The organism is Streptomyces sp. NPDC055103 (genome assembly GCF_053607625.1).
In genome coordinates this window covers 33,710-58,085 of sequence record NZ_JBSGTX010000007.1, presented here as the reverse complement: position 1 = coordinate 58,085, position 24,376 = coordinate 33,710, and the positions used below count along the sequence as shown (strand labels likewise).

The 24,376-nt window shown below is 73.6% G+C and carries 24 protein-coding genes and 2 pseudogenes; 14 read left to right on the top strand and 12 right to left on the bottom strand.

The genetic code is table 11. From position 1 onward, the window contains the following. Nucleotides 1–37 precede the first annotated feature (37 nt). The 3 genes from ACWFR1_RS06980 to ACWFR1_RS06970 all read left to right on the top strand — a co-directional run bounded on the left by ACWFR1_RS06980 (nucleotide 38) and on the right by ACWFR1_RS06970 (nucleotide 3,137). On the top strand, nucleotides 38–1,021 hold the full coding sequence (locus ACWFR1_RS06980; RefSeq protein WP_453547370.1) for an ROK family protein: 984 nt from the start codon (nucleotides 38–40) through the stop codon (nucleotides 1,019–1,021). A 240-nt stretch (nucleotides 1,022–1,261) separates the two neighbouring features. Then, nucleotides 1,262–2,308, top strand: a complete 1,047-nt coding sequence (locus ACWFR1_RS06975) for an NUDIX domain-containing protein (protein ID WP_453547367.1) — start codon at nucleotides 1,262–1,264, stop codon at nucleotides 2,306–2,308. A 76-nt stretch (nucleotides 2,309–2,384) separates the two neighbouring features. Continuing rightward, a complete protein-coding gene (locus tag ACWFR1_RS06970) occupies nucleotides 2,385–3,137 on the top strand; it encodes a class I SAM-dependent DNA methyltransferase (RefSeq protein WP_453547365.1) in 753 nt (250 codons plus the stop codon). An 84-nt stretch (nucleotides 3,138–3,221) separates the two neighbouring features. Here ACWFR1_RS06970 and ACWFR1_RS06965 read toward each other — a convergent pair whose 3' ends face one another. Then, entirely contained in the window at nucleotides 3,222–4,586 is a 1,365-nt protein-coding gene (locus ACWFR1_RS06965) for a M20/M25/M40 family metallo-hydrolase (protein ID WP_453547363.1), read from the bottom strand. Between the two features lie 372 nt (nucleotides 4,587–4,958). On the opposite strand from ACWFR1_RS06965, the gene ACWFR1_RS06960 reads away from it, so the two are divergent. Continuing rightward, the gene (locus tag ACWFR1_RS06960; RefSeq protein WP_453547601.1) at nucleotides 4,959–6,371 is read left to right on the top strand and encodes a geranylgeranyl reductase family protein; all 1,413 of its coding nucleotides are present in this window, start codon (nucleotides 4,959–4,961) and stop codon (nucleotides 6,369–6,371) included. Between the two features lie 82 nt (nucleotides 6,372–6,453). Here the strand turns inward: ACWFR1_RS06960 and ACWFR1_RS06955 are convergent, their stop codons facing one another. Beyond that, a complete protein-coding gene (locus tag ACWFR1_RS06955) occupies nucleotides 6,454–6,933 on the bottom strand; it encodes a nitroreductase family deazaflavin-dependent oxidoreductase (protein WP_453547361.1) in 480 nt (159 codons plus the stop codon). Between the two features lie 138 nt (nucleotides 6,934–7,071). Between ACWFR1_RS06955 and ACWFR1_RS06950 the strand changes: the two genes are divergently transcribed. The 3 genes from ACWFR1_RS06950 to ACWFR1_RS06940 all read left to right on the top strand — a co-directional run bounded on the left by ACWFR1_RS06950 (nucleotide 7,072) and on the right by ACWFR1_RS06940 (nucleotide 9,964). Continuing rightward, nucleotides 7,072–7,767, top strand: a complete 696-nt coding sequence (locus tag ACWFR1_RS06950; RefSeq protein WP_453547359.1) for a TetR/AcrR family transcriptional regulator — start codon at nucleotides 7,072–7,074, stop codon at nucleotides 7,765–7,767. A gap of 167 nt (nucleotides 7,768–7,934) precedes the next feature. Then, complete coding sequence (locus tag ACWFR1_RS06945) at nucleotides 7,935–9,311, top strand: sensor histidine kinase (RefSeq protein WP_453547357.1); 1,377 nt, start codon at nucleotides 7,935–7,937, stop codon at nucleotides 9,309–9,311. Beyond that, nucleotides 9,308–9,964 (top strand): response regulator, encoded by a 657-nt coding sequence (locus ACWFR1_RS06940; protein ID WP_453547355.1) that lies wholly within the window; start codon nucleotides 9,308–9,310, stop codon nucleotides 9,962–9,964. The genes ACWFR1_RS06945 and ACWFR1_RS06940 overlap by 4 nt, the downstream gene beginning before the upstream one ends. A gap of 63 nt (nucleotides 9,965–10,027) precedes the next feature. Here the strand turns inward: ACWFR1_RS06940 and ACWFR1_RS06935 are convergent. Continuing rightward, nucleotides 10,028–11,223: pseudogene (locus ACWFR1_RS06935) on the bottom strand (MFS transporter); the annotation flags it as partial. On the opposite strand from ACWFR1_RS06935, the pseudogene ACWFR1_RS06930 reads away from it, so the two are divergent. Then, nucleotides 11,209–11,529, top strand: a pseudogene (locus ACWFR1_RS06930) (MarR family winged helix-turn-helix transcriptional regulator); the annotation flags it as partial. The pseudogenes ACWFR1_RS06935 and ACWFR1_RS06930 overlap by 15 nt on opposite strands. 151 nt (nucleotides 11,530–11,680) lie before the next feature. Here ACWFR1_RS06930 and ACWFR1_RS06925 read toward each other — a convergent pair. Beyond that, a complete protein-coding gene (locus tag ACWFR1_RS06925; RefSeq protein WP_453547599.1) occupies nucleotides 11,681–12,484 on the bottom strand; it encodes a maleylpyruvate isomerase family mycothiol-dependent enzyme in 804 nt (267 codons plus the stop codon). Nucleotides 12,485–12,579: 95 nt separating this feature from the next. Next, on the bottom strand, nucleotides 12,580–13,842 hold the full coding sequence (locus ACWFR1_RS06920) for an MFS transporter (protein WP_453547353.1): 1,263 nt from the start codon (nucleotides 13,840–13,842) through the stop codon (nucleotides 12,580–12,582). Between the two features lie 151 nt (nucleotides 13,843–13,993). Here ACWFR1_RS06920 and ACWFR1_RS06915 point away from each other — a divergent pair, with 151 nt between their 5' ends. Next, a complete protein-coding gene (locus ACWFR1_RS06915) occupies nucleotides 13,994–15,220 on the top strand; it encodes an ROK family protein (RefSeq protein WP_453547351.1) in 1,227 nt (408 codons plus the stop codon). 113 nt (nucleotides 15,221–15,333) lie between these two features. Then, nucleotides 15,334–16,104, top strand: a complete 771-nt coding sequence (locus ACWFR1_RS06910; RefSeq protein WP_453547349.1) for an SAM-dependent methyltransferase — start codon at nucleotides 15,334–15,336, stop codon at nucleotides 16,102–16,104. A gap of 7 nt (nucleotides 16,105–16,111) precedes the next feature. Here the strand turns inward: ACWFR1_RS06910 and ACWFR1_RS06905 are convergent, their stop codons facing one another. Further along, nucleotides 16,112–16,765 (bottom strand): DUF4865 family protein, encoded by a 654-nt coding sequence (locus ACWFR1_RS06905; protein WP_453547347.1) that lies wholly within the window; start codon nucleotides 16,763–16,765, stop codon nucleotides 16,112–16,114. Nucleotides 16,766–16,853: 88 nt separating this feature from the next. Then, the gene (locus ACWFR1_RS06900) at nucleotides 16,854–17,438 is read right to left on the bottom strand and encodes a TetR/AcrR family transcriptional regulator (RefSeq protein ID WP_453547345.1); all 585 of its coding nucleotides are present in this window, start codon (nucleotides 17,436–17,438) and stop codon (nucleotides 16,854–16,856) included. 179 nt (nucleotides 17,439–17,617) lie between these two features. Here ACWFR1_RS06900 and ACWFR1_RS06895 point away from each other — a divergent pair, with 179 nt between their 5' ends. Then, nucleotides 17,618–17,905 (top strand): SHOCT domain-containing protein, encoded by a 288-nt coding sequence (locus ACWFR1_RS06895; protein WP_453547342.1) that lies wholly within the window; start codon nucleotides 17,618–17,620, stop codon nucleotides 17,903–17,905. A gap of 56 nt (nucleotides 17,906–17,961) precedes the next feature. Here the strand turns inward: ACWFR1_RS06895 and ACWFR1_RS06890 are convergent, their stop codons facing one another. Together ACWFR1_RS06890 and ACWFR1_RS06885 are read right to left on the bottom strand one after the other, a co-directional pair. Then, nucleotides 17,962–18,636 (bottom strand): ATP-binding protein, encoded by a 675-nt coding sequence (locus tag ACWFR1_RS06890; protein WP_453547339.1) that lies wholly within the window; start codon nucleotides 18,634–18,636, stop codon nucleotides 17,962–17,964. A gap of 185 nt (nucleotides 18,637–18,821) precedes the next feature. Then, nucleotides 18,822–19,148: a hypothetical protein gene (locus ACWFR1_RS06885; protein ID WP_453547337.1), complete on the bottom strand. Its 327-nt coding sequence runs from the start codon at nucleotides 19,146–19,148 to the stop codon at nucleotides 18,822–18,824. A 185-nt stretch (nucleotides 19,149–19,333) separates the two neighbouring features. On the opposite strand from ACWFR1_RS06885, the gene ACWFR1_RS06880 reads away from it, so the two are divergent. Then, on the top strand, nucleotides 19,334–20,464 hold the full coding sequence (locus ACWFR1_RS06880) for a PLP-dependent cysteine synthase family protein (protein ID WP_453547335.1): 1,131 nt from the start codon (nucleotides 19,334–19,336) through the stop codon (nucleotides 20,462–20,464). On the opposite strand, the gene ACWFR1_RS06875 is transcribed toward ACWFR1_RS06880, so the two are convergent. After that, nucleotides 20,424–20,924, bottom strand: coding sequence for an SRPBCC family protein (locus ACWFR1_RS06875; protein WP_453547333.1), 501 nt, complete (start codon nucleotides 20,922–20,924; stop codon nucleotides 20,424–20,426). The two genes, ACWFR1_RS06880 and ACWFR1_RS06875, sit on opposite strands and share 41 nt — an antisense overlap. Before the next feature lie 160 nt (nucleotides 20,925–21,084). Between ACWFR1_RS06875 and bla the strand changes: the two genes are divergently transcribed. Both bla and ACWFR1_RS06865 read left to right on the top strand, forming a co-directional pair. Beyond that, nucleotides 21,085–22,068: a class A beta-lactamase gene (bla, locus tag ACWFR1_RS06870; RefSeq protein ID WP_453547331.1), complete on the top strand. Its 984-nt coding sequence runs from the start codon at nucleotides 21,085–21,087 to the stop codon at nucleotides 22,066–22,068. Nucleotides 22,069–22,172: 104 nt separating this feature from the next. Continuing rightward, nucleotides 22,173–22,991 carry an isocitrate lyase/PEP mutase family protein gene (locus ACWFR1_RS06865; protein WP_453547329.1) on the top strand — a complete coding sequence of 273 codons (819 nt, stop codon included), beginning with the start codon at nucleotides 22,173–22,175 and terminating at the stop codon, nucleotides 22,989–22,991. Between the two features lie 52 nt (nucleotides 22,992–23,043). On the opposite strand, the gene ACWFR1_RS06860 is transcribed toward ACWFR1_RS06865, so the two are convergent. After that, a complete protein-coding gene (locus tag ACWFR1_RS06860; RefSeq protein WP_453547326.1) occupies nucleotides 23,044–23,484 on the bottom strand; it encodes an SRPBCC family protein in 441 nt (146 codons plus the stop codon). Beyond that, nucleotides 23,481–24,308, bottom strand: coding sequence for a DeoR/GlpR family DNA-binding transcription regulator (locus ACWFR1_RS06855; RefSeq protein ID WP_453547324.1), 828 nt, complete (start codon nucleotides 24,306–24,308; stop codon nucleotides 23,481–23,483). The genes ACWFR1_RS06860 and ACWFR1_RS06855 overlap by 4 nt, the downstream gene beginning before the upstream one ends. Nucleotides 24,309–24,376 lie beyond the last annotated feature (68 nt).

The following is a 24,376-nucleotide window of genomic DNA, read 5'->3' as shown; positions in this document are numbered from 1 at the left end:
CGGCCGTTCCCGGCCGCCGACTGGAGGACCCGTGCCCATGCACACCGATCCCGCACCCGGCCCCGCCCCGGGTCCCGTCGTCGCGCTCGACATCGGCGGCACCAAGATCGCCGGGGCGCTGGTCGACAGCGAGGGACGCATCCGCGTGCGGGCCCAGCGGCCCACCCCCGCCCGGGAGGACGGCGAGACGGTGATGAAGGCCGTCGAGGCCGTGCTCGGGGAGCTCGCCGCCGGGCCGCTGTGGGAGGCGGCGCGGGCGGTCGGCATCGGCAGCGCGGGCCCGGTCGACGCCTCGCGGGGGACGGTGAGCCCGGTGAACGTGCCGGGCTGGCGCGACTTCCCGCTCGTCGAGCGGGTCGCCCGGGCGACGGGCGGGCGCCCGGTCACCCTGGTCGGCGACGGGGTGGCCATGACCGCCGCCGAGCAATGGCTCGGCGCCGCCCGGGGCCACGACAACGCCCTCTGCCTCGTGGTCTCCACCGGTGTCGGCGGCGGTCTCGTCCTCGGAGGGCGGCTCCACCCCGGCCCCACCGGCAACGCCGGTCACCTCGGCCACATCTCCGTGGACCTGGACGGCGATCCCTGCGCCTGCGGTGGGCGCGGCTGCGTCGAACGGCTCGCCAGCGGCCCGTACATCGCCCGCCGCGCCCTGGAGAACGGCTGGCGGCCGGGGCCGGACGGCGACACCTCCGCGGCGGCGGTGGCCACCGCCGCGCGGGCCGGGGACCCGGTCGCCCTCGCCTCCTTCGAGCGGGCCGCGCAGGCGCTCGCGGCGGGCATCGCCGCCACGGCGACGCTCGTCGAGATCGACATCGCGGTCGTCGGCGGCGGTGTGGCGGGCGCGGGAGAGGTCCTCTTCGGTCCGCTGCGCCGCGCCCTCAGGTCCTACGCGACGCTCTCCTTCGTACGGAACCTGACGGTCGTCCCGGCCGCCACGGGCACCGACGCCGGCCTGCTGGGCGCCGCGGCGGCCGCCGGATGCACGGGTAGCGGCGCGGCCTGGCCCAGCCCCCGCTCCTGACCGCGACGGCGCGGCCGAGCCCGGGCTCCAGGCCGAGCCCGGGCCCGCACCGGCCTGGCCTCGCACCGGCCTGGCCCTGCCCCGCGGCCCCGCCCCGTCCCCGGCCGGGCCTCGCCCCCGGCCCCTCGCCCCCGTCCCCGGCCGTGTCGGCCCGCCCGGAGATGTGTCGGACGTGCGTGCGGGGTTTTCGTGGCAGGGTGTTGCGGGCAATCCACTGGGGGCTATCCAAGAGGGGGAATCGTGATCGTCTGGATCAACGGTGCGTTCGGTGCGGGAAAGTCCAGTACCGCGCGCGAACTGGTCGATCTGATCCCGCACAGCACCCTGTACGACCCCGAACTCGTCGGCGGCACCATGACCTGGCTGCTTCCGGCCAAACGGCTCGCCGAGGTCGAGGACTACCAGGACCTGGCGATCTGGCGGCGCATGGTCGTCGACACCGCCGCCGCCCTGCTGGCCGAGGTCGGCGGGGTGCTGATCGTCCCCATGACCCTGCTCAGGCAGGAGTACCGGGACGAGATCTTCGGCGCGCTCGCCGCCCGCCGGATCGAGGTGCGGCATGTCCTGCTCGCTCCGGAGGAAACGATCCTGCGGCAGCGGATCGACGGCCGGACCGAGCACGGCGAGCCCGCCGCCGACGCGCGCGTACGGCAGTGGTGCCACGGCCACCTCCCGCCGTACCGTGCCGCGCTCGACTGGCTCGCCGGGGACGCGTACACCGTCGACACCTCGGCGCTCACCGTGGCCGAGGCCGCCCGGGCCGTCGCCGACGCGGTCCGGACCGAACGGGCCGCGTCCTGCGGCATCGTCCAGACGCCCGAACCGACCGGCGAGACCCTGGCGGCGGGCGTCCTGCTCTTCGACGAGGAGGACCGCTTCCTGCTCGTCGACCCCACCTACAAGCCCGGCTGGGAGTTCCCCGGCGGCGTCGTCGAACCGGGCGAACCGCCGGCCCGCGCCGGCATGCGCGAGGTGGCTGAGGAGATCGGTCTCGAACTCGACGCCGTACCCCGCCTGTTGCTCGTCGACTGGGAGCGGCCCAAGCCCCCGGGATACGGCGGCCTCCGACTCCTCTTCGACGGCGGCACGCTCCACGCCGCCGACACCGCGCGCCTCCGCCTCCCCGGCGCCGAGCTCCGCGAGTGGCGCTTCGTCACCGAGGAGGAGGCCGCCGGCCTCCTGCCGCCCGTCCGGTACGACCGCCTCCGCTGGGCACTGCGCGCCCGCGAACGCGGCACCGTCCTCAACCTGGAGGCCGGCGTCCCGGTGGGGCGGGACGCACCCTAGTGGCTGATGACGAGGGGGCGGGGCGGGTTCATAAATGCGTCGACAGCGCCCTCGGCACCCGGCACAGTGGCCACCCGTGACGAGCAGTGAACTGTGGACCCGCGCGACCGCCGACCGCTACGACGCCGAGGAAGCCGCATCCTCCTCGGCCGCCGTTCTCGAACCCACCCTCACCTTCCTCGCCGAGCTCGCCGGAGACGGCCGGGCACTGGAGTTCGCGATCGGAACCGGACGCGTGGGCATCCCGCTCCGGGAACGCGGCGTGCCGGTGGTGGGCATCGAACTGTCCGAGCACATGGCAGCGGTGCTGCGGCGCAAGACCGACGAGGCCACCCTCCCGGTAGTCATCGGGGACATGGCCACCACCGTCGTTCCCGGCGGGTTCACCCTGGTCTACCTCGTCTACAACACCATCACGAACCTGCTCACGCAGGACGAGCAGGTCGAGTGCTTCCGCAACGCCGCACGGCATCTGGAACCCGGCGGCCGGTTCGTCATCGAGTTGGGCGTGCCGCCGCTACGGCTCCTGCCGCCCGGCCAGGTCGCGGTGCCGTTCGACGTCTCCCCGCGGCACCTCGGCTTCGACACCTTCGACCTGGTCGAGCAGATACTCGTCTCGCACCACTTCACCCGCGACGGCGACGGCGACGACGAAAACACCCGCTACCGCCGCGGGAACTCCCGGCACCGGTACGCCTGGCCGGCGGAGCTCGACCTGATGGCTCGGATCGCCGGGCTCGAACTGGACCGCCGCGTCGCCGACTGGGACGGGTCGCCGTTCACCCAGGACTCCACGAAGCACGTCTCCGTGTGGCGCAAGCCGGCCTGAGACCGGCCATGGGGTGGGGCCCCGTCGAGCCCGGGTGCTCGGCGCGCTCGACGGGGGTCGCCGAGCGCCCGATCTTTTTCGCCGTCAGTTCTGCTTCGAGCGGGCGTAGTTGACCAGGAAGTGTGCCTCGGCGACCGAGAGCCGCTCCAACTCCTCCGGCGAGACCGACTCGTTGGGCGCGTGGATCTGCGCCTCCGGCTCGCTCAGACCGATCAGCAGGATCTCCGCCTCCGGGTACAGCGAGGCCAGCGTGTTGCACAGCGGGATCGAGCCGCCCATGCCCGCCGTCTGCATCTCCTGACCGGGGTACGCGATCCTCATCGCCTCGGCCATCGACGCGTACGCCGGGCTCGACGTGTCCGCCTGGAAGGCCTGGCCCTGACCGACCTGCTCCAGGGACACCCGGGCGTTCCACGGCGTGTGGTTCTCGATGTGCGCGAAGAGCAGCTTCGTCGCCTCGACCGCGTCCTGACCGGGCGGCACCCGCAGGCTGATCTGGGCGCGGGCCGACGCGGGGATCGACGGGGTCGCCCCGGCCACCGGGTGGCAGTCGATGCCGATGACGGTCACGGCAGGGCGCGCCCAGATCCGGTCCGCGACGGTGCCGGCGCCCGGCAGCGCCACGCCCGAGAGGACCTTGGCGTCCTGGCGGAAGTCCTCCTCCGGGTACTGGAGGCCCTCCCACGCCGTGTCGCCCGGCAGGCCGTCGATGACGGTGGAGCCGTCGGGGCCGCGCAGCGAGTCGAGGACGCGGATCAGCGCGGCCAGCGCGTCCGGCGCGGCGCCGCCGAACTGACCGGAGTGCAGATTGCCCTCCAGGGTGTCGATCTGCACCCGGATCATCGTCATGCCGCGCAGGGTCGCGGTCACCGTCGGCAGGCCCACGCGGAAGTTGCCCGCGTCGCCGATGACGATCGTGTCGGCGGCCAGCACCTCGGGGTGCTGCTCGGCGTACCGCTCCAGACCACCGGTGCCCTGCTCCTCCGAACCCTCGACGATCATCTTGACCGTCACCGGAACGCCGCCGTTCGCCTTGAGGGCGCGCAGCGCGAGCAGGTGCAGGATGAAGCCGCCCTTGCAGTCGGCGGTACCGCGCCCGTACCAGCGGCCGTCCCGCTCGGTCAGCTCGAACGGCGGGGTGAGCCAGGCGGCCTCGTCCAGCTTCGGCTGCACGTCGTAGTGCGCGTAGAGGAGGACGGTCGGCGCGCCGGCCGGACCGGGCAGGAGGCCGTACACGGCCTGCGAACCGTCGGGCGTGTCGAGCAGCGCCACGTCCTGGAAGTCCTCGGCGCGCAGCGCGTCCGCGACCCAGTTCGCCGCCGCCTCGCACTCGCTGCGGGGCGCCACGGCCTCGTCCGCCACGGACTCGAAGGCCACGAGCTCCGTGAGCTCGGACTTGGCCCGGGGCATCAGGGACCGGACGGTCTCGGCGATCGGATTCGCGGTCATGGGCACGCTCCTGGTGGGTGCGACGTTACGACGTAGGGGAGGGCGTTCGTCGTATGTCGTGGTACGGCGAACGCACCGTAGATCCTACGGCGCGGGGCTCCGGGTACCGAGCCGTAGGATGCGACGAGAGCAGACCAACGGTCGGATCAGGAGCAGAAGCACATCGTGAGCAGCGAGCACGCAGAGAACGCCGGTCCCGAGAACGCCGCCAACGCTGACGACGACGCCGCCGCGTGTGACGACGCCGCCGATACGGGTGCCGAGGACATCGCCACCACCACTACCGCCGCCGGTACCGGGGCCGACACCACCGTCACCGCCGATACGGCCGCCGACGCCACCCACGACGTCACTGCTGACGTCAGCGCCGGCATCGGTGCGGACGAGGAGGCGGAGGTCTGGGACGTGGTCGTGGTCGGCGCGGGCCCGGCCGGCGCGTCCGCGGCCTACGCCGCGGCGGTCGCGGGCCGTAGGGTCCTGCTCCTGGAGAAGTCGGAGCTGCCCCGGTACAAGACCTGCGGCGGCGGCATCATCGGCCCTTCCCGGGACTCCCTCCCGCCCGGCTTCGAACTGCCCCTCCAGGACAGGGTGAACGCCGTCACCTTCTCCCTCGACGGCCGCTTCGCCCGCACCCGCCGGTCGCGCCGGATGCTCTTCGGGCTCATCAACCGGCCGGAGTTCGACGCGCAGCTCGTCGAGCACGCGCAGAAGGCGGGCGCCGAGCTGAGGACCGGAGTCTCGGTGGCCCGGGTGGAGCAGCACGGCCCGGCCGTCCCGGACCGGCGGACGGTCGCGGTCGTCCTGGCCGACGGCGAGACCGTCCTCGCTCGCGCGGTCGTCGGCGCCGACGGCAGTGCCGGCCGCATAGGAGCACATGTCGGGGTGAAGCTCGGTCAGGTCGACCTGGGCCTGGAGGCGGAGATCCCCGTGCCGCCGTCCGTGGCCGAGGACTGGAAGGGCCGCGTTCTCATCGACTGGGGTCCGATGCCCGGCAGTTACGGGTGGGTCTTCCCCAAGGGCGACACGCTGACCGTCGGCGTCATCTCGGCACGCGGCGAGGGCGCCGCCACCAAGCGGTACATGGAGGACTTCGTCGCCCGGCTCGGCCTCGCCGGCTTCGAGCCCACGATCTCCTCCGGGCACCTGACGCGCTGCCGCACCGACGACTCGCCGCTCTCCCGCGGCCGGGTCCTGGTCTGTGGCGACGCGGCCGGACTCCTGGAGCCGTGGACCCGCGAGGGCATCTCGTACGCGCTCCGCTCGGGTCGCCTCGCGGGGGAGTGGGCCGTACGGGTCGCGGAGGCGAACGACGCGGTGGACGCCCGGCGCCAGGCCCTGAACTACGCGTTCGCCATCAAGGCCGGTCTCGGTGTGGAGATGGCGGTCGGGCGGCGGATGCTCGCGCTCTTCGAGCGCCGCCCGGGGCTGCTGCACGCCACGATCACGGGGTTCCGTCCCGCGTGGAACGCCTTCGCCGACATCACCCGCGGCTCCGCCACCCTCGGCGGCATGGTCCGCTCGAACGGCATGGCCCGACGGGCGCTGGAGTTCCTGGACAAGCGGATGGACACCGCCTCCGGCGTCGGCCCCGCAGGCCGGGGCGTCACCGCGCGCGAGCGCGCGGCGTCCGGGACGGATACGGGGACGGGGACGGGGACGGTGGCTGAATCCGGGAGTGGGGCCGAGGTCCAGACCGGGACGGCTCCGGAGGCGAAGGCCGGCGGCCAGGCCACTCCTGCGGCCTCGGCGACTTCGGAGGCTCCGGAGGCCGCGGAGCAGGTCTGACGGATCGCCATCAGCGCCTCTGTCGGTGTGAGGGGCGTGCGGGGCGCCATCGGCGCGTACGGGCTCCGCTGCTCCGGCCGGTTCACACGGCCGGAGCGGCGGGGCCCGTCGTCGTGATGCGGAAGACGGGGTGCTTCGGCGCGATGGCGCGGAGTTCCTCGTCGGAGGAGTCCGGGCCGACCCCGCCGAAGAAGACGCCGACCTCGGCCTTCCAGCGCTTGAGGTAGGCGCGGAGCAGCGCGGGCTTGTCGTCGTCGGCCAGTTCGACGGCGGTGAACGCCTCCGCGTGCTTGCCGAGGTGCAGCTGCCCGCCGCCGGCGGCGCGCATGTTGTGGGTCCACTGGACGTGGCCGCGCGGGGCCACCAGGTACTGGGTGCCGTCCACCGTCAGGAGGTTGACGGGGGTGCGGCGCCATTCGCCGCTCTTGCGGCCGCGGACGGCGAGGACGCGGGAGCCCCAGACGCTGATGCCCCGACGGGTCATCCACGCGACGGCGCGGTTGAGGACGTTGACCGTGAACCAGCCGGGCTTCATGACGTGGGCGGCGGGCTGAGCGGACATGGGTTCCTCCTGTGGAACGGTGAGTGCAAAGCGTGAGCAGTGCTCTCGCTTGCCTCCAGTCTGCACGGAGCAGCGCTCTCGCGCAAGAGCAGTGCTCTCGTTTCGGGTCGATGCTCTGCGAATGGCACACTGCTCTCCATGACAGCTGTTAGAGGAGCCCGCGCACGCGCACGCGTCGAGATCACCGCCGCCATCAAGGCCGAGGCCCGTACCCAGCTCGCCGCCGAGGGCGCCGCCAAACTGTCGTTGCGCGCCGTCGCCCGTGAGCTGGGCATGGTGTCCTCCGCCCTCTACCGGTACTTCCCCAGCCGTGACGACCTGCTGACCGCCCTCATCGTCGACGCCTACGACGCCGTCGGAGCCGCCGCCGAGACCGCCGCCGCCGAGACCGCCGGTCAGCGCCCGCTCGTCCGCTGGACCGCCGTCTGCCGGGCGGTCCGCGCCTGGGCCGTCGGGCACCCGCACGAGTACGCCCTGATCTATGGTTCGCCCGTCCCCGGCTACACCGCACCCCAGGACACCAACGCCCCCGCCGCCCGCGTCGGACTCGTCCTCGTCGACATCGCCCGCGAGGCCCACGACGGCGAGGGCGTCGCCCTCCCCCCGCTCCCCGACGACCTCCGCCCCGAGGCCGTCCGCATCACCGCCGACATCGCCCCGGACCTGCCCCCGGCGCTCGTCGTCGCCCTGGTCGCGGCCTGGTCGCAGCTCTTCGGTCTGGTCTCCTTCGAGGTCTTCGGCCAGTTCCACCGACTCGTCGAGGACCGTGACGCCCTCTTCACGACGGCCGCCCGCCGCCTGGGCCAGGACGTGGGACTCCTCCCACGCGGCTGAGCGCCCCGCCCCCCCGTACCCCTGCCGCCCCCCGTACCCCTGCCCCCGCACGCCGTCCCCGTACTCGTTCTCCGCCCCGTACCCGCCCTCATACTCCCGGGGGAGTACGGGCGGCCACCTCGCTCGGGTGACGTCCTCGCTCGGCGGGCACGGATAGCGTGACGGTCATGGACGAGGTGCGGACCGCCTGGCGCGGTGTCGGAGGCACGGGCCGGGCACCGTGGGGCCGGCGGGCCGGGGAGCGGGGCCCGGTCGGGCTCGCCTGGCGGTCGACGCTCGTGATCGCCCTGTTCGTCGTGGCGGGGACCGGCGTCGCCGCGCGGAACCAGCCCGACCGGGAGACGCTCGACGTCCTCGGGCGGGCCCTGCTGCTCCTCGGGGCGGCGCCGCTGGTGCTCCGTCACCGACGGCCCGTTCCCGTGGTGTTCGCCGTCGCGGCCGTCACGCTCGGCTACCTGGCGGGCGGTTATCCGTACGGCCCGGTGTTCGTCCTGATCGCCGTCGCCGGCTTCGCCGCCGTCGTCCACGGTCACAGGACCGCCGCGGGCTGGGCCCTCGGACTGCTCTGGGCGGGCCACCTGCTGCTCTCGCACTGGCTGTACCGGTGGCTTCCCCCGGCCGGCGACGGACCCGCGCCCTGGGGCCAGGAGCTGTCCGCGGGCGCCTTCGCCTTCGCCGTGCTCGCCGCCTCCGAGCTCGTACGGGTAAGGCGGGAGCAGTGGGCGCGGCAGCGGGCCGAGCGCGCCGTGGCCGAGCGGCGCCGCGCCGACGAGGAGCGGCTCCGCATCGCGCGCGAGCTCCACGACGTGCTCGCCCACTCGATCTCCGTGATCAACGTCCAGGCGGGGGTCGGTCTCGCGCTGCTCGACGCCGACCCCGAGCAGGCCCGCACCGCGCTGACCGCCATCAAGGCGGCCAGCAAGGAGGCGCTGGGCGAGGTGCGGCAGGTCCTCGACACCCTCCGTAGCCCCGGCGACGCCCCGCGCGCCCCGGCCCCCGGCCTGGACCGCCTCCCTGAACTCGTCGAGCAGGCCGCCTCCGCGGGGCTGACCGTCACCGTCACGGCGAGCGGCCCGCCCGCCACCGTCCTGCCTCCCGGGACCGACCTGGCCGCCTTCCGGATCGTGCAGGAGGCGCTGACCAATGTGGTCCGGCACTCCGGTTCCCGTACCGCCCGGGTGGAGATCGCGTACGGCCCCGCCCGCCTCGACCTGCGCGTCGACGACGAAGGCCCCGCCACCGGCACGGAGGCGGGCGGCAGCGGCAACGGCCTCGCGGGCATGCGGGAGCGTGCCGTGGCCCTGGGTGGCACGATCGAGGCGGGCGTACGGCCCGACGGCGGCTTCCGCGTCCACGCGGTCCTCCCGCTCCGCCCACCCCCGCCGCGCAGCTCACCGAGCTCACCGAGCTCACCGAGCTCACCGAGCTCACCGAGCTCACCGAGCTCACCGAGCTCACCCCACGCACCCAGTCCACCCCACGCACCCAGTCCACCCCACGCACCCAGGTCATCCAACTCACCCAGTCCCGAGGAGACCCCGTGATCCGTGTGCTGCTCGCCGACGACCAGTCGCTGGTCCGTGCGGGGTTCCGGGCGCTGCTCGACGCCCAGCCGGACATCGAGGTGGCGGGGGAGGCCGCGGACGGTGCCGAGGCGGTGGAGCGGGTGCGGGCGCTGCGCCCCGACGTCGTCCTCATGGACATCCGGATGCCGAGGCTCGACGGCCTCGAAGCCACCCGGCACATCACGGACGACCCGGACCTCGCGGGGGTCCGGGTCGTCATGCTGACCACCTTCGAGCTCGACGAGTACGTCTTCGAGGCGATCCGCGCGGGCGCCTCCGGCTTCCTCGTGAAGGACACCGAACCGGAGGAGCTGCTGCGGGCGGTGCGGGCCGTCGTCCACGGCGACGCGCTGCTCTCCCCGGGGGTGACCCGGCGGCTGATCGAGGAGTTCGCGGCCCGTTCCAAGGCCCCGGGCGCCACGGCCGCGCTGACCGAGCGGGAGCGGGAGGTGATGGCCCTCGTGGGGATCGGCCTCTCGAACGAGGAGATCGCCCGCCGGCTGGTCGTCAGCCCGCTCACCGCCAAGACCCATGTGAGCCGCGCGATGGTGAAGCTGGGCGTTCGGGACCGCGCCCAACTCGTCGTCCTTGCCTATGAGTCGGGCCTCGTGCGGCCCGGCTGGCTGGGCTGAGCGGAGGGCCGGGCGCCGAGCTCGCCCCGGTGATGCGCCCGGCCGCCCGGCCTTCCGGACGGCTCAGTCGCGTACCGCGACCTTCCTGGTGGTCAGCCCGTCGGTGTCGCCGTCGGCCGGGGACTCCGTGGGCGTCGAGCGGGCCACGACGACCGATTCGGTGGCGGCCGGCCGCTTCTTCCGGAGACCCGGCAGGGTGATGAGAAGTCCGGCGAGGGAGATGGCAGTGACCACGGCGAGTCCCGGCCGGAAGCTGTCCAGGGCCGCCTGCGGAGAGGCCGACGCCTCTCCGTCTGCGGTGATGACGGCGGTGACGACGGCGAGGAAGAGCGCGCCGCCGACCTGGATCGAGGTGTTGAGGAGCCCCGAGACCATCCCCTGCTCGCGGTCGTCGACGCCGGTGGTGGCCCGGATGTTGAGCGACGGGAAGACCAGGGCGCAGGCGGCGCCGAGGAGCAGCATCGAGGGCAGGATCACGGCCGCGTACTGCGGGGGCAGTGAGATCCGCAGGAACAGCCCGTACGCGACGACGGGCAGCGTGAAGCCGACGGCGATCACCCGGGGCGTGCCGAAGCGGTCCATGATTCCGCCGATCTTCGTGGAGGAGAGCGCGCCACGAGCACGCCCGCCGGGAGGAAGGCCAGCGCGGTCTGGAGCGCGGACCAGTCGAGCAGCACCTGCATGTACGGGGTCACGATGAACTGGAAGGCCACGTACGAGCCGAAGAACACCGCCGCGCCGAGCTGGGCGCGGACCTGGGAGCCCGAGCGCAGGACCCCGAGCCGTACGAGCGGGCTCGCGCTCCGCCGTTCCACCAGGACGAAGGCGACGAGGAGGGCGGCGGCCACGAGGAAGGACAGCAGGGTCCTGGCCGAGGTCCAGCCGGCCTCGGGGGCCTGGACGACGGTGAAGACGAGCAGCAGCATCGCGGCCGTGCCGGTGACGGCGCCCGGCAGGTCGTAGCCGCCGGAGGAGTCCTCGCGGGCGCTGTGGGGGATGAGGCGGATCGCGAAGACGAGGGCGATCAGGGCGACGGGGGCGGGCAGGAGCATGGTCCACCGCCAGCTGAGCTCGGTGAGCAGGCCGGAGAGGACCAGGCCCATGGGGAAGCCGGTGGCGGCACAGGTGGTGTAGATCGCCAGGGCCCGGTTGCGCTCCGGGCCCTCCTTGAAGGTCGTCGTGATGATCGACAGTCCGGCGGGGGCGGTGAAGGCCGCGCTGAGGCCCTTGACGAACCGGCTGGCGAGCTCGACCGGGCCCTCCCGCCGTACGGGCTCGGCGCCAGCGACTTCGAGGTCCTCGACGTCCTCGCCGAGGGCGTGGCCGAGGACGGCCCGGCCTCCTGGCGCGTCCAGGAGCTCGCGGGCCGGGTCCACCTCAGTCAGAGCGCGCTGTCCCGGACGGTCGCGCGCCTGGAGAAGGACGGCCTGGTCCTGCGGGGGATGTGCGCCGAGGACCGGCGGGGCGTCCAGGTGAAGCTCACGGAGAAGGGGCTCGCGCGCCACACCGAGGCGCAGCCGCTCCAGCGTGAGGTGCTGACGAGGATGCTGAACGGCGCTTCCTGAACCGGAGGGACGGCCCCTGCTGACCGCACCGGCCGACGCTGCCGCCGGTGCGGCCCTGGCCCCCGGTCTCTCCGGTCTCTCCGGCCCCTTCGGCCCCTTCGGCCCCTGGGGTCCCCTCCCGTCATGGGTGCGGTCCGGTTCTCAGGGGCAGTCAGCCGATGCCCGAGTTCTCCCGCCACAGCCGGGCGATCGTCTCGTCCCCGGTCACCGTCACGGCGTCGGCCGGCAGCCGGTTCCACAGGGTCAGGTACAAGCGGTCGGCGGCCCCGCTGAACTCCACGTCCGCCACCGACTCCTCCCCATCTCCGCCCCGCTCCGTCCGGGGCGGTTCCGTGGCCGACAGGCGGACGTTCCAGGCGTCACCCGTGTCCGTGGCCCGCACCCGCAGGATCCGGGGTTCGGGCGTGCGCACCCGGCTGCTGTCGCGGCCGTGGAAGCCGCACAGCAGCTCGTCGATCCCGTCGACGGCCAGCGCCGTGTCGACGGCCGGCGCCCGGTGAACGCCCGGCGCCCGGTCAACGGCCGACGCCCGGTCGACCACCCCCGGCCCGGTCGTGAGCGCCGACTCCGCGTCCGCGCGGTGGACGGTCGTCTCGTGGGCCTGTCGTCGCGCCCAGAAGGCGAGCGGCGAGGGGGCCGGGAGGAAGGTCCAGCACTCCAGCGTCTCCGGCGCCGCGCGCAGGGCGTCGACCAGGTCCGCGTGGCCCGCCCGGTAGTAGGCGAGCAACTCGTCGCCATCGAGGGCGGGTTCGCCGCCGTCCGGGTGGTACCCGGTGTGCCCCTCGACCACGAAGGCCGTGGCCCAGCGGTGCACCGTCGTCATGTGCCGCAGGAGGTCGCGGACCCGCCACCCCGGACAGGTCGGGACCTCCGCGTCCGGCCCGGCCTCGGCCGCCGCGTCCCCGAGCGCCCGCCCGGCCGTCTCCAGCGCCATGATGTGTTCTTCGATCTTCATCGTGCCCCCGGTGATCATTGTCATGGGGCGGATTCTGGCAGCCGAGGGGCGCTTCGGGGGCGGATTCAGGGGCGGTGCCGTGTGCGTGCGGTGTCTCAAATCGCCTGGTGGGCGCCCGCGTTCCGCGCCCAGTAGCCCATCGCCGCGGCTCCGGCGGCCAGGACCGCGACCGTGGTGAGCGCCACCGGCAGGGAGAACCAGTCGGCGAGGAACCCGATGGAGGGCGGGCCGAGCAGCATGCCCCCGTAACCGAGGGTGGAGGCCGTCGCGACCCCGCCGGGTCCGGCGACCGCGCCCGCGCGGGCCACGGCGACGGGGAAGATGTTGGCGAGGCCGAGGCCGGTCACCGCGAAGCCGAGGAGTGTCGCCCAGACGGTCGGTGCGAGCGCGCCGAGGAGCATGCCGGCGGCGGCCGTGGCCCCGCCCGCGACGAGGGTACGGGTCTGGCCGAGTCGCTCCAGGAGCAGCGTGCCGGAGAGCCGGCCGGCGGTCATGGTCAGGGCGAAGACGGAGTATCCGGCCGCTGCCACGCCCGGGTGGGCGCCCAGGTCCTGTTCGAGGTGGAGCGCGCCCCAGTCGGCCAGCGCCCCTTCGCCGTACGCCGTGCAGAGCGCGATCACACCGAAGACGAGGACGGTACGGCGGGCCGCCCGCGACGGCTTCCCGGCGCCCGGCTCCTTTCCGGCGCCCGGCCGCGGCCGCTCCCCCTTGTCCCGTGCGGGGAGGGACTCCGGCAGTCCGGGGGCCGTGTGACGCAGGAGTACGGGACCGGCGGCGGCCGTCAGGGTCAGGCCGACGACCGTCAGGCCGAGGAGGTGGGTGGCGGGGGAGAGGCTTCCGGCGAGGAGCCCGCCGAGGCCGGCGCCGAGCATGCCGCCGAGGCTGAAGGCGGCGTGGAAGCTCGGCATCACGGGGCGGCGCAGGGCGGTCACCAGGTCCACGGCGGCGCTGTTCATGGCGACGTTGATCCCGCCGTACGCGGCGCCGAAGACCAGCAGGACGAGGCCGAGGGCGAGCGGGGACCGGGTGAGGGCCGGCAGGGCGACCGAGAGGCAGAGCAGGACGGCGGTGGCGACGGTGACGGCGTGGCTGCCGAAGCGGCGGCAGAGCCGGCCGGTCAGCGTCATGGTCACGACGGCGCCCGCCGAGACGCCGAGGAGGGCGAGCCCGAGGTCACCGGCCGAGGCGCCGGTCTGCTGCTTGACGGCGGGGATGCGGACCACCCAGCCGGCGAAGAGGAAACCGTCGAGGGCGAAGAAGAGGGTCAGGGCGGAGCGGAGGCGGGACAGGGAGTGGGTGGCGGTGTCTCCGCCGTAGCCCCCCGATGCGGCCGTCCGTACTTTGTTTAGTAGCGGCACAAACTCAGGATAGGGGGCGACGGGCCCAGGATTCAACCGCCCGGCATCCGCCCGTTCCTCGCGACCCGTGGGGGCGCCGGCCCCGCGGTGCGTCGGCCGCCCGGCCGGGTGCGGGTTCGGCGTGTCGTCCGATCATGGGAGACTCGCCCCCATGAACGGCAAGGCGACGACGACCCGGACACGGCTGGACAGGGGGCGCAACGCGCTCGGCCCCGCGCTGGAGCTGGTGCACACGGGAAGGGCGCCGACACGGGCCGTCCTCACCGCCGAGCTCGGCGTCACCCGGGCCACCGCGGGCGCGGTCGCCGCCGAGCTGGAGGCCCTCGGCCTCATCCGCGTCGACTCCAACCCCGGTGCCGCGGCCGGCTCCCAGGGACGTCCCTCCCACCGGCTCGCCGTCGACGAGAAGGGGCCCGTCGCCCTCGCCGCCCAGGTCCACGCCGACGGCTTCCGTGCCGCGCTCGTCGGTCTCGGCGGCACCATCGTCGCCACGGCCCCGGGATGCGTCACCGTCTCCGCCGACCCCGCCCAGGTCCTCGGCGCCGTCGTCGACGCGGGAGCCGCGCTGCTCCGGGAGAGCGGCCGCCGCTGCGTCGGCGCCGGACTCGCCGTGCCCTCCGCCGTCGCCGAGCCCGAGGGCACCGCGCTCAACCCGCTCCACCTCGCCTGGCCCGCCGGTGCGCAGGTCCGGGAGATCTTCGCCGAGCGGGTAAGGGCCGCCGGGATCGAGGGCCCGGCCTTCACCGGCAACGACGTCAACCTCGCCGCCCTCGCCGAGCACCGTCACGGCGCCGGGCGCGGCGCGCGTGACCTCCTCTGCGTGGCCACCGGTCACCGGGGCGTCGGCGGCGCGCTCGTCCTCGACGGCCGTCTGCACACCGGCAGCGCGGGCCTCGCCCTGGAGGTCGGCCATCTGACGGTGAACCCGGAGGGGCGCCCCTGTCACTGCGGCAGCCGCGGCTGCCTCGACGTCGAGACCGACCCGCTCGCCTTCCTCACGGTCGCCGGCCGGGCCCCCGGCCCCGAGGTCTCCCTCCTCCAGCAGGCCCGTGACCTGCTGCGGACGAGCCGCGACGACCCGGGTGTCCGGGTGGCCGTCGGGGAGCTGATCGACCGCCTCGGCCTCGGCCTCGCCGGTCTGGTGAACATCCTCAACCCGGACCGGATCATCCTCGGCGGACTGCACCGCGAGCTCCTCGACGCCGACCCCGAGCGCCTCCGCGCGGTCGTCGCCGACCGCAGCCTCTGGGGCCGCAGCGGCGGTGTCCCGATCCTGCCCTGCACCCTCGACCACAACAGCCTCGTGGGCGCCGCCGAGCTGGCCTGGCAGCCGGTCCTCGACGACCCGCTGGCAGCGCTCGGCCGCGGGGCCGCCTGAACGACATCCTCCGGTCCGGTTCGGACGCCTCTGCCAGAGGATGGGTCCCATCCGCTGTCGCGTGGCCGAAAACCGGTGGGCGGGGGAGGCCGTACGACGTAGCGTTCCGCCTCATGATCACCTCCGACTCCGGTCTCCCTCCGCGCCTCGGCAGCCTCACCTTCCACGGGCCCCTCTCCGAGGCCCGCGCCACCCGCATGATCGGACGGCTCGCCGCCGAACAGCCCGCCGACGTCCTCGACATCGGCTGCGGCTGGGGCGAGCTGCTCCTCCGCGTCCTGGAGAACGCCCCGGGCGCCAAGGGCGTCGGAATCGACATCAACGCCGAGGACCTGGCCCGCGGCCGCGCGCTCGCCGAGGAGCGCGGTCTCGCCGACCGTGTGCTCTTCGTCGAGGAGTCGGCGCTGGGCACCGAACGGGGACCCGTCGACGCGATCCTCTGTCTCGGATCCAGCCAGGCGCTCTGCGACCCCGAGCAGCCGTACGACGTCGCCGGCGCCCTCCGCGAACTGCGCCGACTGGTCCGCCCCGGCGGTCGCGTCGTGCTCGGCGAGGGCTTCTGGGAGCGCACCCCGACGGACGAGGAGCTGGCCCGCATGTGGCCCGGCGCGGTCGCCGGCGACCACCTCTCCCTCGGTGTCCTCGTGGACCTCGCGATCGAGGCGGGCTTCCGGCCCGCGCGGATCGAGACGGCGAGCGCCGAGGAGTGGGAGGAGTTCGAGTCCGGCTACCGGTACGACACCGAGGTCTGGCTCGCCGCGAACCCCGACCACCCACTCGCCGCCGAGACCCGCGAACGCGTCGACCGTCAGCGGTCGACCTGGCTCAACGGCTACCGCGGGGTCCTCGGCATCACGTACCTCACCCTCGTCGCCGTGGCCTGAGGCCGCGTCACCACCGGTGTCGGCCGGCCCCCAGCTCTCCGCGGCCGGGGGCCGAGAGGTGCAGTACCCGGAAGCGCTCGCCCTCGTCGGGGGCGGGCGCTTCCGCGTGGGCGGCTGCTTGAGCGTCGGCGGGCGCCTGAGCGTCGGACCACGACTGTTGCCCCGGATCCTCGGCCCACAAGGTGAAGGCCAGCAGTTCCCAGTGGCGCGGATCCACGGCCAGGGCCGAGGCGACCACGCCGTCCCGGCGCGCGTCCCGCGCGTGCCGGGCCACCGCCTCCGCCACGGCCTCGCCCGGCGGCACCGCCGCGCCGAGCGGCGTCCTGCGGCGCGTCGCGGTGGCGGGAGCGGACGCGGCCGCCGGCCCCTCCTCGTACGCCAGGCCCGTCCAGTGCTGCACCACCGGCCGGCCGAAGTCGTTCACGATGCCCTGGAAACCCGGCCCCCAGAGGAAGGAGTTCATGCCCTCGGGGGCCGTCCAGAGGTAGAACGGCGCGTACTGGTTGACCGGCGATCCGGCCTCACGTTCCCGGATCAGATAGGCCTTCAGGCCGAGCCCGGGGAAGCTGTCCAGCAGATGGCCCCGCGTCGCGACCCGCTCGCGGATGATCCCCATGTCGTAGTCGGCGGGGAGAGTGATCTCGTACTGCATCGCGTGCACGGAACGGCCTCCGGTGAGCTGGTGAGCTGGTGAACTGGCCATCTGGATCCGGTGATCCGGTGATCCGGTGATCCCGAACAGGGGGTGGTCAGGCCGCGGCGAGAAGCGCCAGCAGACCGCGTACCGCGCTGTCGAACGGCGCTCGTGAGTCCGTGGCGCGGGCCAGTACATAGCCGCCCTGCACGGTCGCCACGACCGTCGCCGCGATGTCCTCGGGAACGAGGGAGTTCCTCAACTCGCCGGTGTCCAGGCCCTCCTGGACCACCTCGGCGAGCCGGGCGCGCAGTCGCGCGAGCGCCTCCTCGACGGGCGCGCGCAGGTCCGGGTGCGCGATCACCTCCGGGTCCATGGTCAGCCGCCCCACCGGGCAGCCGCGCAGGACCTCGCGCTCGCGCAGCAGATACGCCTCGATCCGGGCGTACGCCGAGCCCTCGCCGCCCAGCACGTCCTCGGCCGCCGCGCCCATCTCCCCGGCCGTACGCCGGATCGCCGCGAGCGCCAGCTCCGGCTTCCCCGAGAAGTGGTGGTACATGCTGCCCTGACCCACGCCGGCGGCCTGCTGGACGGCCTTGGGGCTGGTGCCCACGTAGCCGCGCTCCCACAGCAACGCGCGGGTCGCCTCGACGAGGCGCTCGGACGTGGTCTTCGGAGTGCTCATGATCCGACTGTACATACCAGTAGGTACAGAAAGGAAGGTCCCCGCACCCACCCCCGGTTCCGTCCCGACGTACTCCCGACGTACTCCCGCTGTCGTACGCGCGAAGCCGCTGCCCGTACGACGCCCCGGACCCCCTCCCCGCGCGAGTCTCGAACCACGGGCATCACCACAGCGCACCGAGGAGCTGAACTCTCATGAACACACTCGCCCACGCGGGCCCCGGCCCGTGGATCCTCGTCGTTCCCCTGTTCTGGGCCGTCGTCGTCGCCGGGATCGTCACCCTCGCCCGCCGCGCCCGATGGCGACCGGGTCGCGGTGGCCGTCCGTACCGGGACGGCCGGCCGGACGAGCACTCGCCGATCGCGCTGCTCGGTCACCGGTTCGCCGCCGGGGAGATCGACGAGGAGGAGTACTGGCGGCGACTCACTGTCCTGGAGGAGCAGTTCGGCCGCGCCGCGACCACCAAGGGGCATCAGGCATGACCCGCCCCGTCGGGCCGCCCCGGTCGTGATCGGCCTGGCGGCTCCGGCCCTCGGCCTCAGCCCGAGCGGCCCGCGAGGGCCGCGCCCGTCGGAACCTTGCCCGCGACGACCGGGACCATGGCCGGGACCGGCGCGTCCGGGGTCTCGAAGGGGACGTCCGGAAACCGGCCGTACCCCACGAAGAGGCCCTCGGGAGCGGAGCTGTGCACGGCCTGCGCGTGCTCCTCGACCGGGTCGGCCGAGGGCGGAGCGGAGAGCGTGAACCACACGACCTTGCCGTCGGCGCCGCACGGGCGGACACCCCAACTCTCGCTGACCGCACCAACGATGGCGAGGCCGCGGCCGGAGGTGGCGAGACGCTCGAACGCGTCGAGTCCGTCGCCGTCACCGTCGTCCGGGGCTCCGACACCAGCGGCTCGGACGCCCGGGGTTCCGACACCCAGGTTTCCGACACCCTGGATTCCGGCCTCCGGTATTCGGGGATCGTGGTCCCTGACCGACACCGTCAGCCGGTCGAGCAGCAGCTCGAGCTCGACCGTGCAGCGCTTGTCCGGCTGCGCGTGTCGGTGGACATTGGTCAGAAGCTCGGTGACACCGAGCGCGGCATGGTCGATCAAAGCATCGAGATGCCAGTGGCGCAGATGCGCGGAGACGATTCTGCGGACCTGACCGATCCGCGACGGCAGGGCGTGGAGCTCCACCGCGTAATACCTGCTCGGCTCGCTGATCACGGCTGCGACTCCCCGAAGTAGTCCGGAAGAAGACGAAGATTCGGATCTCTCATGCGGTACAGCGGTACTGCGGTACGACGAGGTGGCGACCGAAGCGCAACGTCACCACCGGTGAACCCTCGGTGAGGTGGTTCCAGCGTGAACCAGTGGTGACCGGGCCGCAACTCGCGGCGATCCGTGGCAGGTCAGCGCCCGGCGGCTCGCCTCAGCGCCGCGAGGAACCGCCCCGACCCCTCGGCCTCGCTCCCGCTCCCGCCCTGCCCGCCGTCGCGGTCGCGGTGCAGGGTCAGCCGGTACCGCGTCCCGTTCACCGTCGCCACCGCCTCGTCGGCCTTCGCGAACCACGGCCGCCCGGCGCGCACGGCGGTCACCGGCGCGCTGTCGATCTCGCTGCCGTAGCTCGTGAGCAGCGCGAGCCGGCCGTCCTCGATCCGTACCTCTCCCGCGCGCGTCAGGGCACGCGGCCAGCGTGCGATCCGTACACCCCGCGCACTGAACTCGGGTTCCGCCATACCGGTCCGCCCCTTTCACCCGATTGCCGTACCCAGTGTGCAGGGCGGCCCGCGACCGCACCAGTAGCCCCGCCACAAGGGAGGCCTATGGGACATCAAAGGGAACGTTTGCCCAGGTGAGAGGGGTATCGTCGGGGTCGGGAAAGCTGTGGAGACGCAGCGGCAGTGAGCGAGGAGTGGGACCGATGAGCACCACCGAGAACAGCGTGACCGCCGCGCCGGCGACCGTCGACGTCGACCGCAGCGATCCGTCGTACCGGGCCTGGCTGAAGGAGGCCGTCCGCAAGGTCCAGGCCGATGCCAACCGCTCCGCCGACACCCACCTGCTGCGCTTCCCGCTCCCCGAGAAGTGGGGCATCGACCTCTACCTCAAGGACGAGTCGACCCACCCCACCGGCAGTCTCAAGCACCGGCTCGCCCGCTCTCTCTTCCTCTACGGGCTCTGCAACGGCTGGATCCGGCCGGGCAAGCCCGTCATCGAGGCCTCCAGCGGATCGACCGCCGTCTCCGAGGCGTACTTCGCGAAACTCGTCGGCGTCTCCTTCATCGCCGTCATGCCCCGCACGACCAGCCCCGAGAAGTGCCGGCTCATCGAGTTCCACGGCGGCGAGTGTCACTTCGTCGACGACTCGCGGACGATGTACGAGGAGTCCGCCGCCCTCGCCGCCCGTACCGGCGGCCACTACATGGACCAGTTCACCTACGCGGAGCGGGCCACCGACTGGCGCGGCAACAACAACATCGCCGAGTCGATCTACCAGCAGTTGAAGCTGGAGCGCTACCCGGAGCCCACCTGGATCGTGGCCACCGCGGGCACCGGTGGCACCTCGGCGACCATCGCCCGCTACGTCCACTACATGCAGCACGACACCCGGCTCTGCGTCGCCGACCCGGAGAACTCCTGCTTCTTCGACGGGTGGACCCACAACGACCCGCAGGCGACCGCCGACTGCGGTTCGCGCATCGAGGGCATCGGCCGCCCCCGGATGGAGCCCAGCTTCGTGCCCGGGGCGATCGACCGCATGATGAAGGTCCCGGACGCGGCGAGCGTCGCCGCCGTCCGCGCCCTGGAGGCGGCCATTGGGCGCAAGGCGGGCGGCTCCACCGGCACCGGCCTCTGGAGCGCGTTCAAGATCGTGGCCGAGATGGTCAGGGAGGAGCGCACCGGCAGCATCGTGACGCTGATCTGCGACCCGGGCGACCGCTACCTCGACAAGTACTACTCCGACGACTGGTTGGCCGCCCAGGGCCTCGACATCGCGCCGTACAGCGCCGCTATCGAGCGGTTCCTGGCGACGGGGGCCTGGCCGGAGTGAGCCGCCGGTCCAGGCGGCGCGCCGCGTCACGGAAGGACAGCCCGAGGCCGGGGCGGGCGAGCCGGAACGCGAACCGCAACGGAGCCGCGCCGTCGACGGCCATGGTCCACCGCATGCGCGTGCCCTTCCCGGCGGGGGAGAGGGCCCACTCCTCCGCCATGGCGGAGACGCCGGGGGCGTTGGTCAGGTCCACGCGGTAGCCGTACCGCACGTCGGGCTCGGCGGCGAGAATCGTCTCCTCGAAGAGGATCCCGCCCCGCAGCCGTATGGTCCGGCCTGCCCCGTCTCCTGACGGGACGGCGGAGGTGACGGCGGTGAACCACGAAGGCAGACTGCCCACTTCCACGGCCAGCGACCGGTAGACGGCGGACGGGGGTGCGGCCAGCGTCGCAGCGAAGGAGAGGCGGACGGGTGCGGTGGCGGTGAAGTCGAGCTTCACCGGCTCGAGTCGGCGTGCCATGGTCCGAACCTCCCGTGGACGGAACGCGGAAGTGAACCCTAGCTGACGGCATGTCAATGGCACAGGGTGGCGTTGGGCGCTGCGCATGATGGGCCGGCGCGACGCGTTCACCGGACCGGAAGGGGAAGCCACCTTGTCCACCCTGCCCACCTTGCCCACCTTGTCGACCACGCCTCCGACGCCTCCGACGTCCCCCACGCCTCCGACGTCCCCCACGTCCCCGACGTCCGCCACGTCCACCACGGCACCGCTCCCGTCCCGCCGTACCGCGCTCGCCCTCGGCGCCGGCACCGCGCTGGCCTCCGTCCTCCCGCTCGGAGGGACGGCCCATGCGTCGACGGACCGTCTCACCGCACACCTCCGGGAGCTCGAACACGAACATGCCGCCAGGCTCGGCGTGTTCGCGTACGACGCCCGCACCGGCCGGTCGGTGGCGTACCGCGCCGACGAGCGCTTCCCGATGTGCTCGGTGTTCAAGACCCTCGCCGTCGCGGCCGTCCTGCGGGACCTCGACCAAGACGGTTCCTTCCTGGCGAAGCGCGTCCGCTACACGAAGGCGTACGTCGAGCGGTCGGGCTTCTCGCCGAGGACCGGGCTGCCGGAGAACCTCGCCGCCGGGATGACCGTCGCCGGGCTCTGCGACGCGAGCATCCGCTACAGCGACAACACCGCCGCGAATCTCCTGCTGCGCGAGCTGGGCGGGCCGACGGCCGTCACCCGTTTCGCCCGGTCGGTCGGGGACGAGGTCACCCGGCTGGACCGCTGGGAGCCCGAACTGAACTCCGCCGAACCCTGGCGCGCCACCGACGTCACCACGCCCCGCGCCATCGGCCGGACGTACGGACGCCTCGTCCTCGGCGACGCGCTGACGCCCCGGGACCGCGACCGGCTGACCGGTTGGCTGCTCGCCAACACCACCAGCGGCGAACGGTTCCGCGCGGGACTGCCCGCCGACTGGACCCTCGCCGACAAGACCGGCAGCGGGCGGTACGGCGGCAACAACGACGTGGGCATCGCCTGGCCGCCGACCGGCGGCCCGGTCCTGCTGGCCGTCCTGACGGCCAAGTCCGAGGAGGCTGCGACAGCCGACAACCCGCTCGTGGCCGGAGCGGCGGTCCTGGTGGCGGCGGAACTCGGCCCTTAGGGCCTGCCTTTCGGGGCACGCCGGGCTCGCGGGGATCCCGAGTGTCGACGTCTGTGTCGGATTCCTGCCAGAAGTCGGGCGGCGATCGATGTTTGGCTGTGGCCATGACCCTCACACAGTCGGACCACGCCCGCGCCTTCCGTTCCCTGCACACCCCCGCTTCGCCCCTGGCCCTCGCCAACGCCTGGGATGTCGCGAGCGCCCGCGTCATCGAGGCCGCGGGTGCCCCGGCGATCGCGACGACCAGTGCCGGCGCCGCCTGGTCGCTGGGGTACCCGGACGGCGACTTCCTCTCCCGCGACCGGGCGCTGGAGCTGGTGGCCCGCATCGTCGCCGCCGTCGCGGTTCCGGTGACCGCGGACATCGAGGGCGGGTACGGGACGGATGCCGCCGGCATCGCCGAGACCGTCACGGGGGTGCTCGCGGCGGGCGCCGCCGGCGTCAACATCGAGGACGGTGCCAGGCCCCCGGCGGAACTCGCGACGCGACTGGCCGCGGCCCGGCTGACCGCCGACCGGGCAGGCGCCGACCTGTTCCTCAACGCCCGTATCGACACCTACCTGTTCGGTCTCGGCGACCCGGACACCCGACTGAAGGAGACCCTGACCCGGGCGCACACCTACGTCGACGCGGGCGCGGACGGCATCTTCGTGCCCGGCGTCACCGACACCGACGTCATCGCGACGCTGGCCCGGGACATCTCCGTGCCGCTGAACGTCATGGCCGGCCCCGGTGCCCCGACCGTCGCCGAGCTCGGCGCCCTCGGCGTGGCCCGTGTCAGCCTCGGCTCGGGCGTGGCGCAGGTCGCCTACGCCGCCGCCCGCCGCACGGCGCGGGAACTCTTCGGCACCGGCGACCACGAGTCCCTCGCCGACGGCATCGCCTTCCCGGAACTCGACGGGCTGTTCTCCGAGCCCCGCTGACCCCGGCCGAGTCGGGTGGCGTGAGCAGGGCGACCACCCCACTCGGAAGCGGTCACGAAGGGCGGAGCAAGCCGTCCACGGCCCGGCCGAACAGGGCCCGTCCCGCCCGCGCCAGGAGCGGGTCGAAGGCGCGTGGCAGACCTCGTAGCGCGAGCTCCTCCGTCCAGTCCACCCGGCAGCCTCCGCCCGGGGTCTCCGTCACCTCGACGATCGCCCAACCCAGCACGACCCGGCCGGACTTCTCCAGGTGGCACACGCCCGGCCGTCCCGCCTGCGGCGGTTCCCAGCGCGCGACCTCCATCGGGTCGTCGAAGGCCAGCCGGCCGATCCCGGTCCGCGCCGTGAACTTCACCCCCACCCCGTTCGGCCCCGGCGTCAGGACCCTCGTCCGGGTCAACGGCACCTGGCGGCCGTGCGCCGTCCAGTCCGTCAGCCGCCGCCACGCCTCGTCCGCCGGCAGCGCCACGGTCCGCTCGATCCGGAACAGGGTCATGCCGGCTCCTCGCCCGCCACCACGAGCCCCGGCAGGTGCTCGGTCACCTCACCGCGCATCCCCTCGCCCAGGCCGCGGTCCGTCACCCAGGTGTCCACCTCGCCGAGATCGGCGAAGGAACTCAGGCCCACCGTCCCCCACTTGGTGTGGTCGGCGACCACCACCACCCGGCGCGCCGATCGCATCAGGCAGCGGTTGGTCTCCGCCTCCGCGAGGTTCGGCGTCGACAGTCCGGCCTCGACCGAGATGCCGTGCACCCCGAGGAACAGCAGGTCGAAGTGGAGCGAGCGGATCGCCCGGTCCGCCACCGCCCCGACCAGCGCGTCGGACGGCGTGCGCACCCCGCCCGTCAGGACGAGGGTCGCCGCCCCGCGGCGCACCTCGGCCCCGCCGCCCGCCAGTTGGGCCTCGTGGAACACGTCCGCGACCCGCACCGAGTTCGTCACCACCGTCAGATCCGGGACGTCGAGCAGATGCCGGGCCAGCGCGAAGGTCGTCGTCCCGCCGGAGAGGGCGATCGCCGTGCCCGGCGCGACCAGCGCCGCCGCGGCCCGCGCGATCTCGTCCTTGGCGCTCGGTTCGAGCACCGACTTGGCTTCGAAGCCCGGCTCGTGCGTACTCGCCTCGACCACCGGCACGGCCCCGCCGTGCACCTTCGCCACCATGCCCTGCCGGGCCAGCGCGTCCAGGTCGCGGCGGATCGTCATGTCCGAGACGTTCAGCCGGCGGGTCAGTTCGTTCACTCGCACACCGCCGCGCCGCCGGACCTCGTCGAGGATCAGGGCACGCCGCTGCTCCGCGAGGAGGTTCTGGTTGTCAGTCACCGCCGGGGCCGGTCCTTCCACAGGGAACAAGGGGATCAGTGTCGGAAGAGCGTCGGATTCGGTGAGAG

Coding starts and splice junctions, on each gene's coding strand:
- ACWFR1_RS06880 (WP_453547335.1), top strand. CDS start 19,334: ATGAGCACCACCGAGAACAGCGTGACCGCCGCGCCGGCGACCGTCGAC.
- ACWFR1_RS06885 (WP_453547337.1), bottom strand. CDS start 19,148: ATGGCGGAACCCGAGTTCAGTGCGCGGGGTGTACGGATCGCACGCTGG.
- ACWFR1_RS06860 (WP_453547326.1), bottom strand. CDS start 23,484: ATGACCCTGTTCCGGATCGAGCGGACCGTGGCGCTGCCGGCGGACGAG.
- ACWFR1_RS06910 (WP_453547349.1), top strand. CDS start 15,334: ATGATCACCTCCGACTCCGGTCTCCCTCCGCGCCTCGGCAGCCTCACC.
- ACWFR1_RS06980 (WP_453547370.1), top strand. CDS start 38: ATGCACACCGATCCCGCACCCGGCCCCGCCCCGGGTCCCGTCGTCGCG.
- ACWFR1_RS06865 (WP_453547329.1), top strand. CDS start 22,173: ATGACCCTCACACAGTCGGACCACGCCCGCGCCTTCCGTTCCCTGCAC.
- ACWFR1_RS06925 (WP_453547599.1), bottom strand. CDS start 12,484: ATGAAGATCGAAGAACACATCATGGCGCTGGAGACGGCCGGGCGGGCG.
- ACWFR1_RS06895 (WP_453547342.1), top strand. CDS start 17,618: ATGAACACACTCGCCCACGCGGGCCCCGGCCCGTGGATCCTCGTCGTT.
- ACWFR1_RS06945 (WP_453547357.1), top strand. CDS start 7,935: ATGGACGAGGTGCGGACCGCCTGGCGCGGTGTCGGAGGCACGGGCCGG.
- ACWFR1_RS06875 (WP_453547333.1), bottom strand. CDS start 20,924: ATGGCACGCCGACTCGAGCCGGTGAAGCTCGACTTCACCGCCACCGCA.
- ACWFR1_RS06965 (WP_453547363.1), bottom strand. CDS start 4,586: ATGACCGCGAATCCGATCGCCGAGACCGTCCGGTCCCTGATGCCCCGG.
- ACWFR1_RS06950 (WP_453547359.1), top strand. CDS start 7,072: ATGACAGCTGTTAGAGGAGCCCGCGCACGCGCACGCGTCGAGATCACC.
- ACWFR1_RS06955 (WP_453547361.1), bottom strand. CDS start 6,933: ATGTCCGCTCAGCCCGCCGCCCACGTCATGAAGCCCGGCTGGTTCACG.
- ACWFR1_RS06900 (WP_453547345.1), bottom strand. CDS start 17,438: ATGTACAGTCGGATCATGAGCACTCCGAAGACCACGTCCGAGCGCCTC.
- ACWFR1_RS06915 (WP_453547351.1), top strand. CDS start 13,994: ATGAACGGCAAGGCGACGACGACCCGGACACGGCTGGACAGGGGGCGC.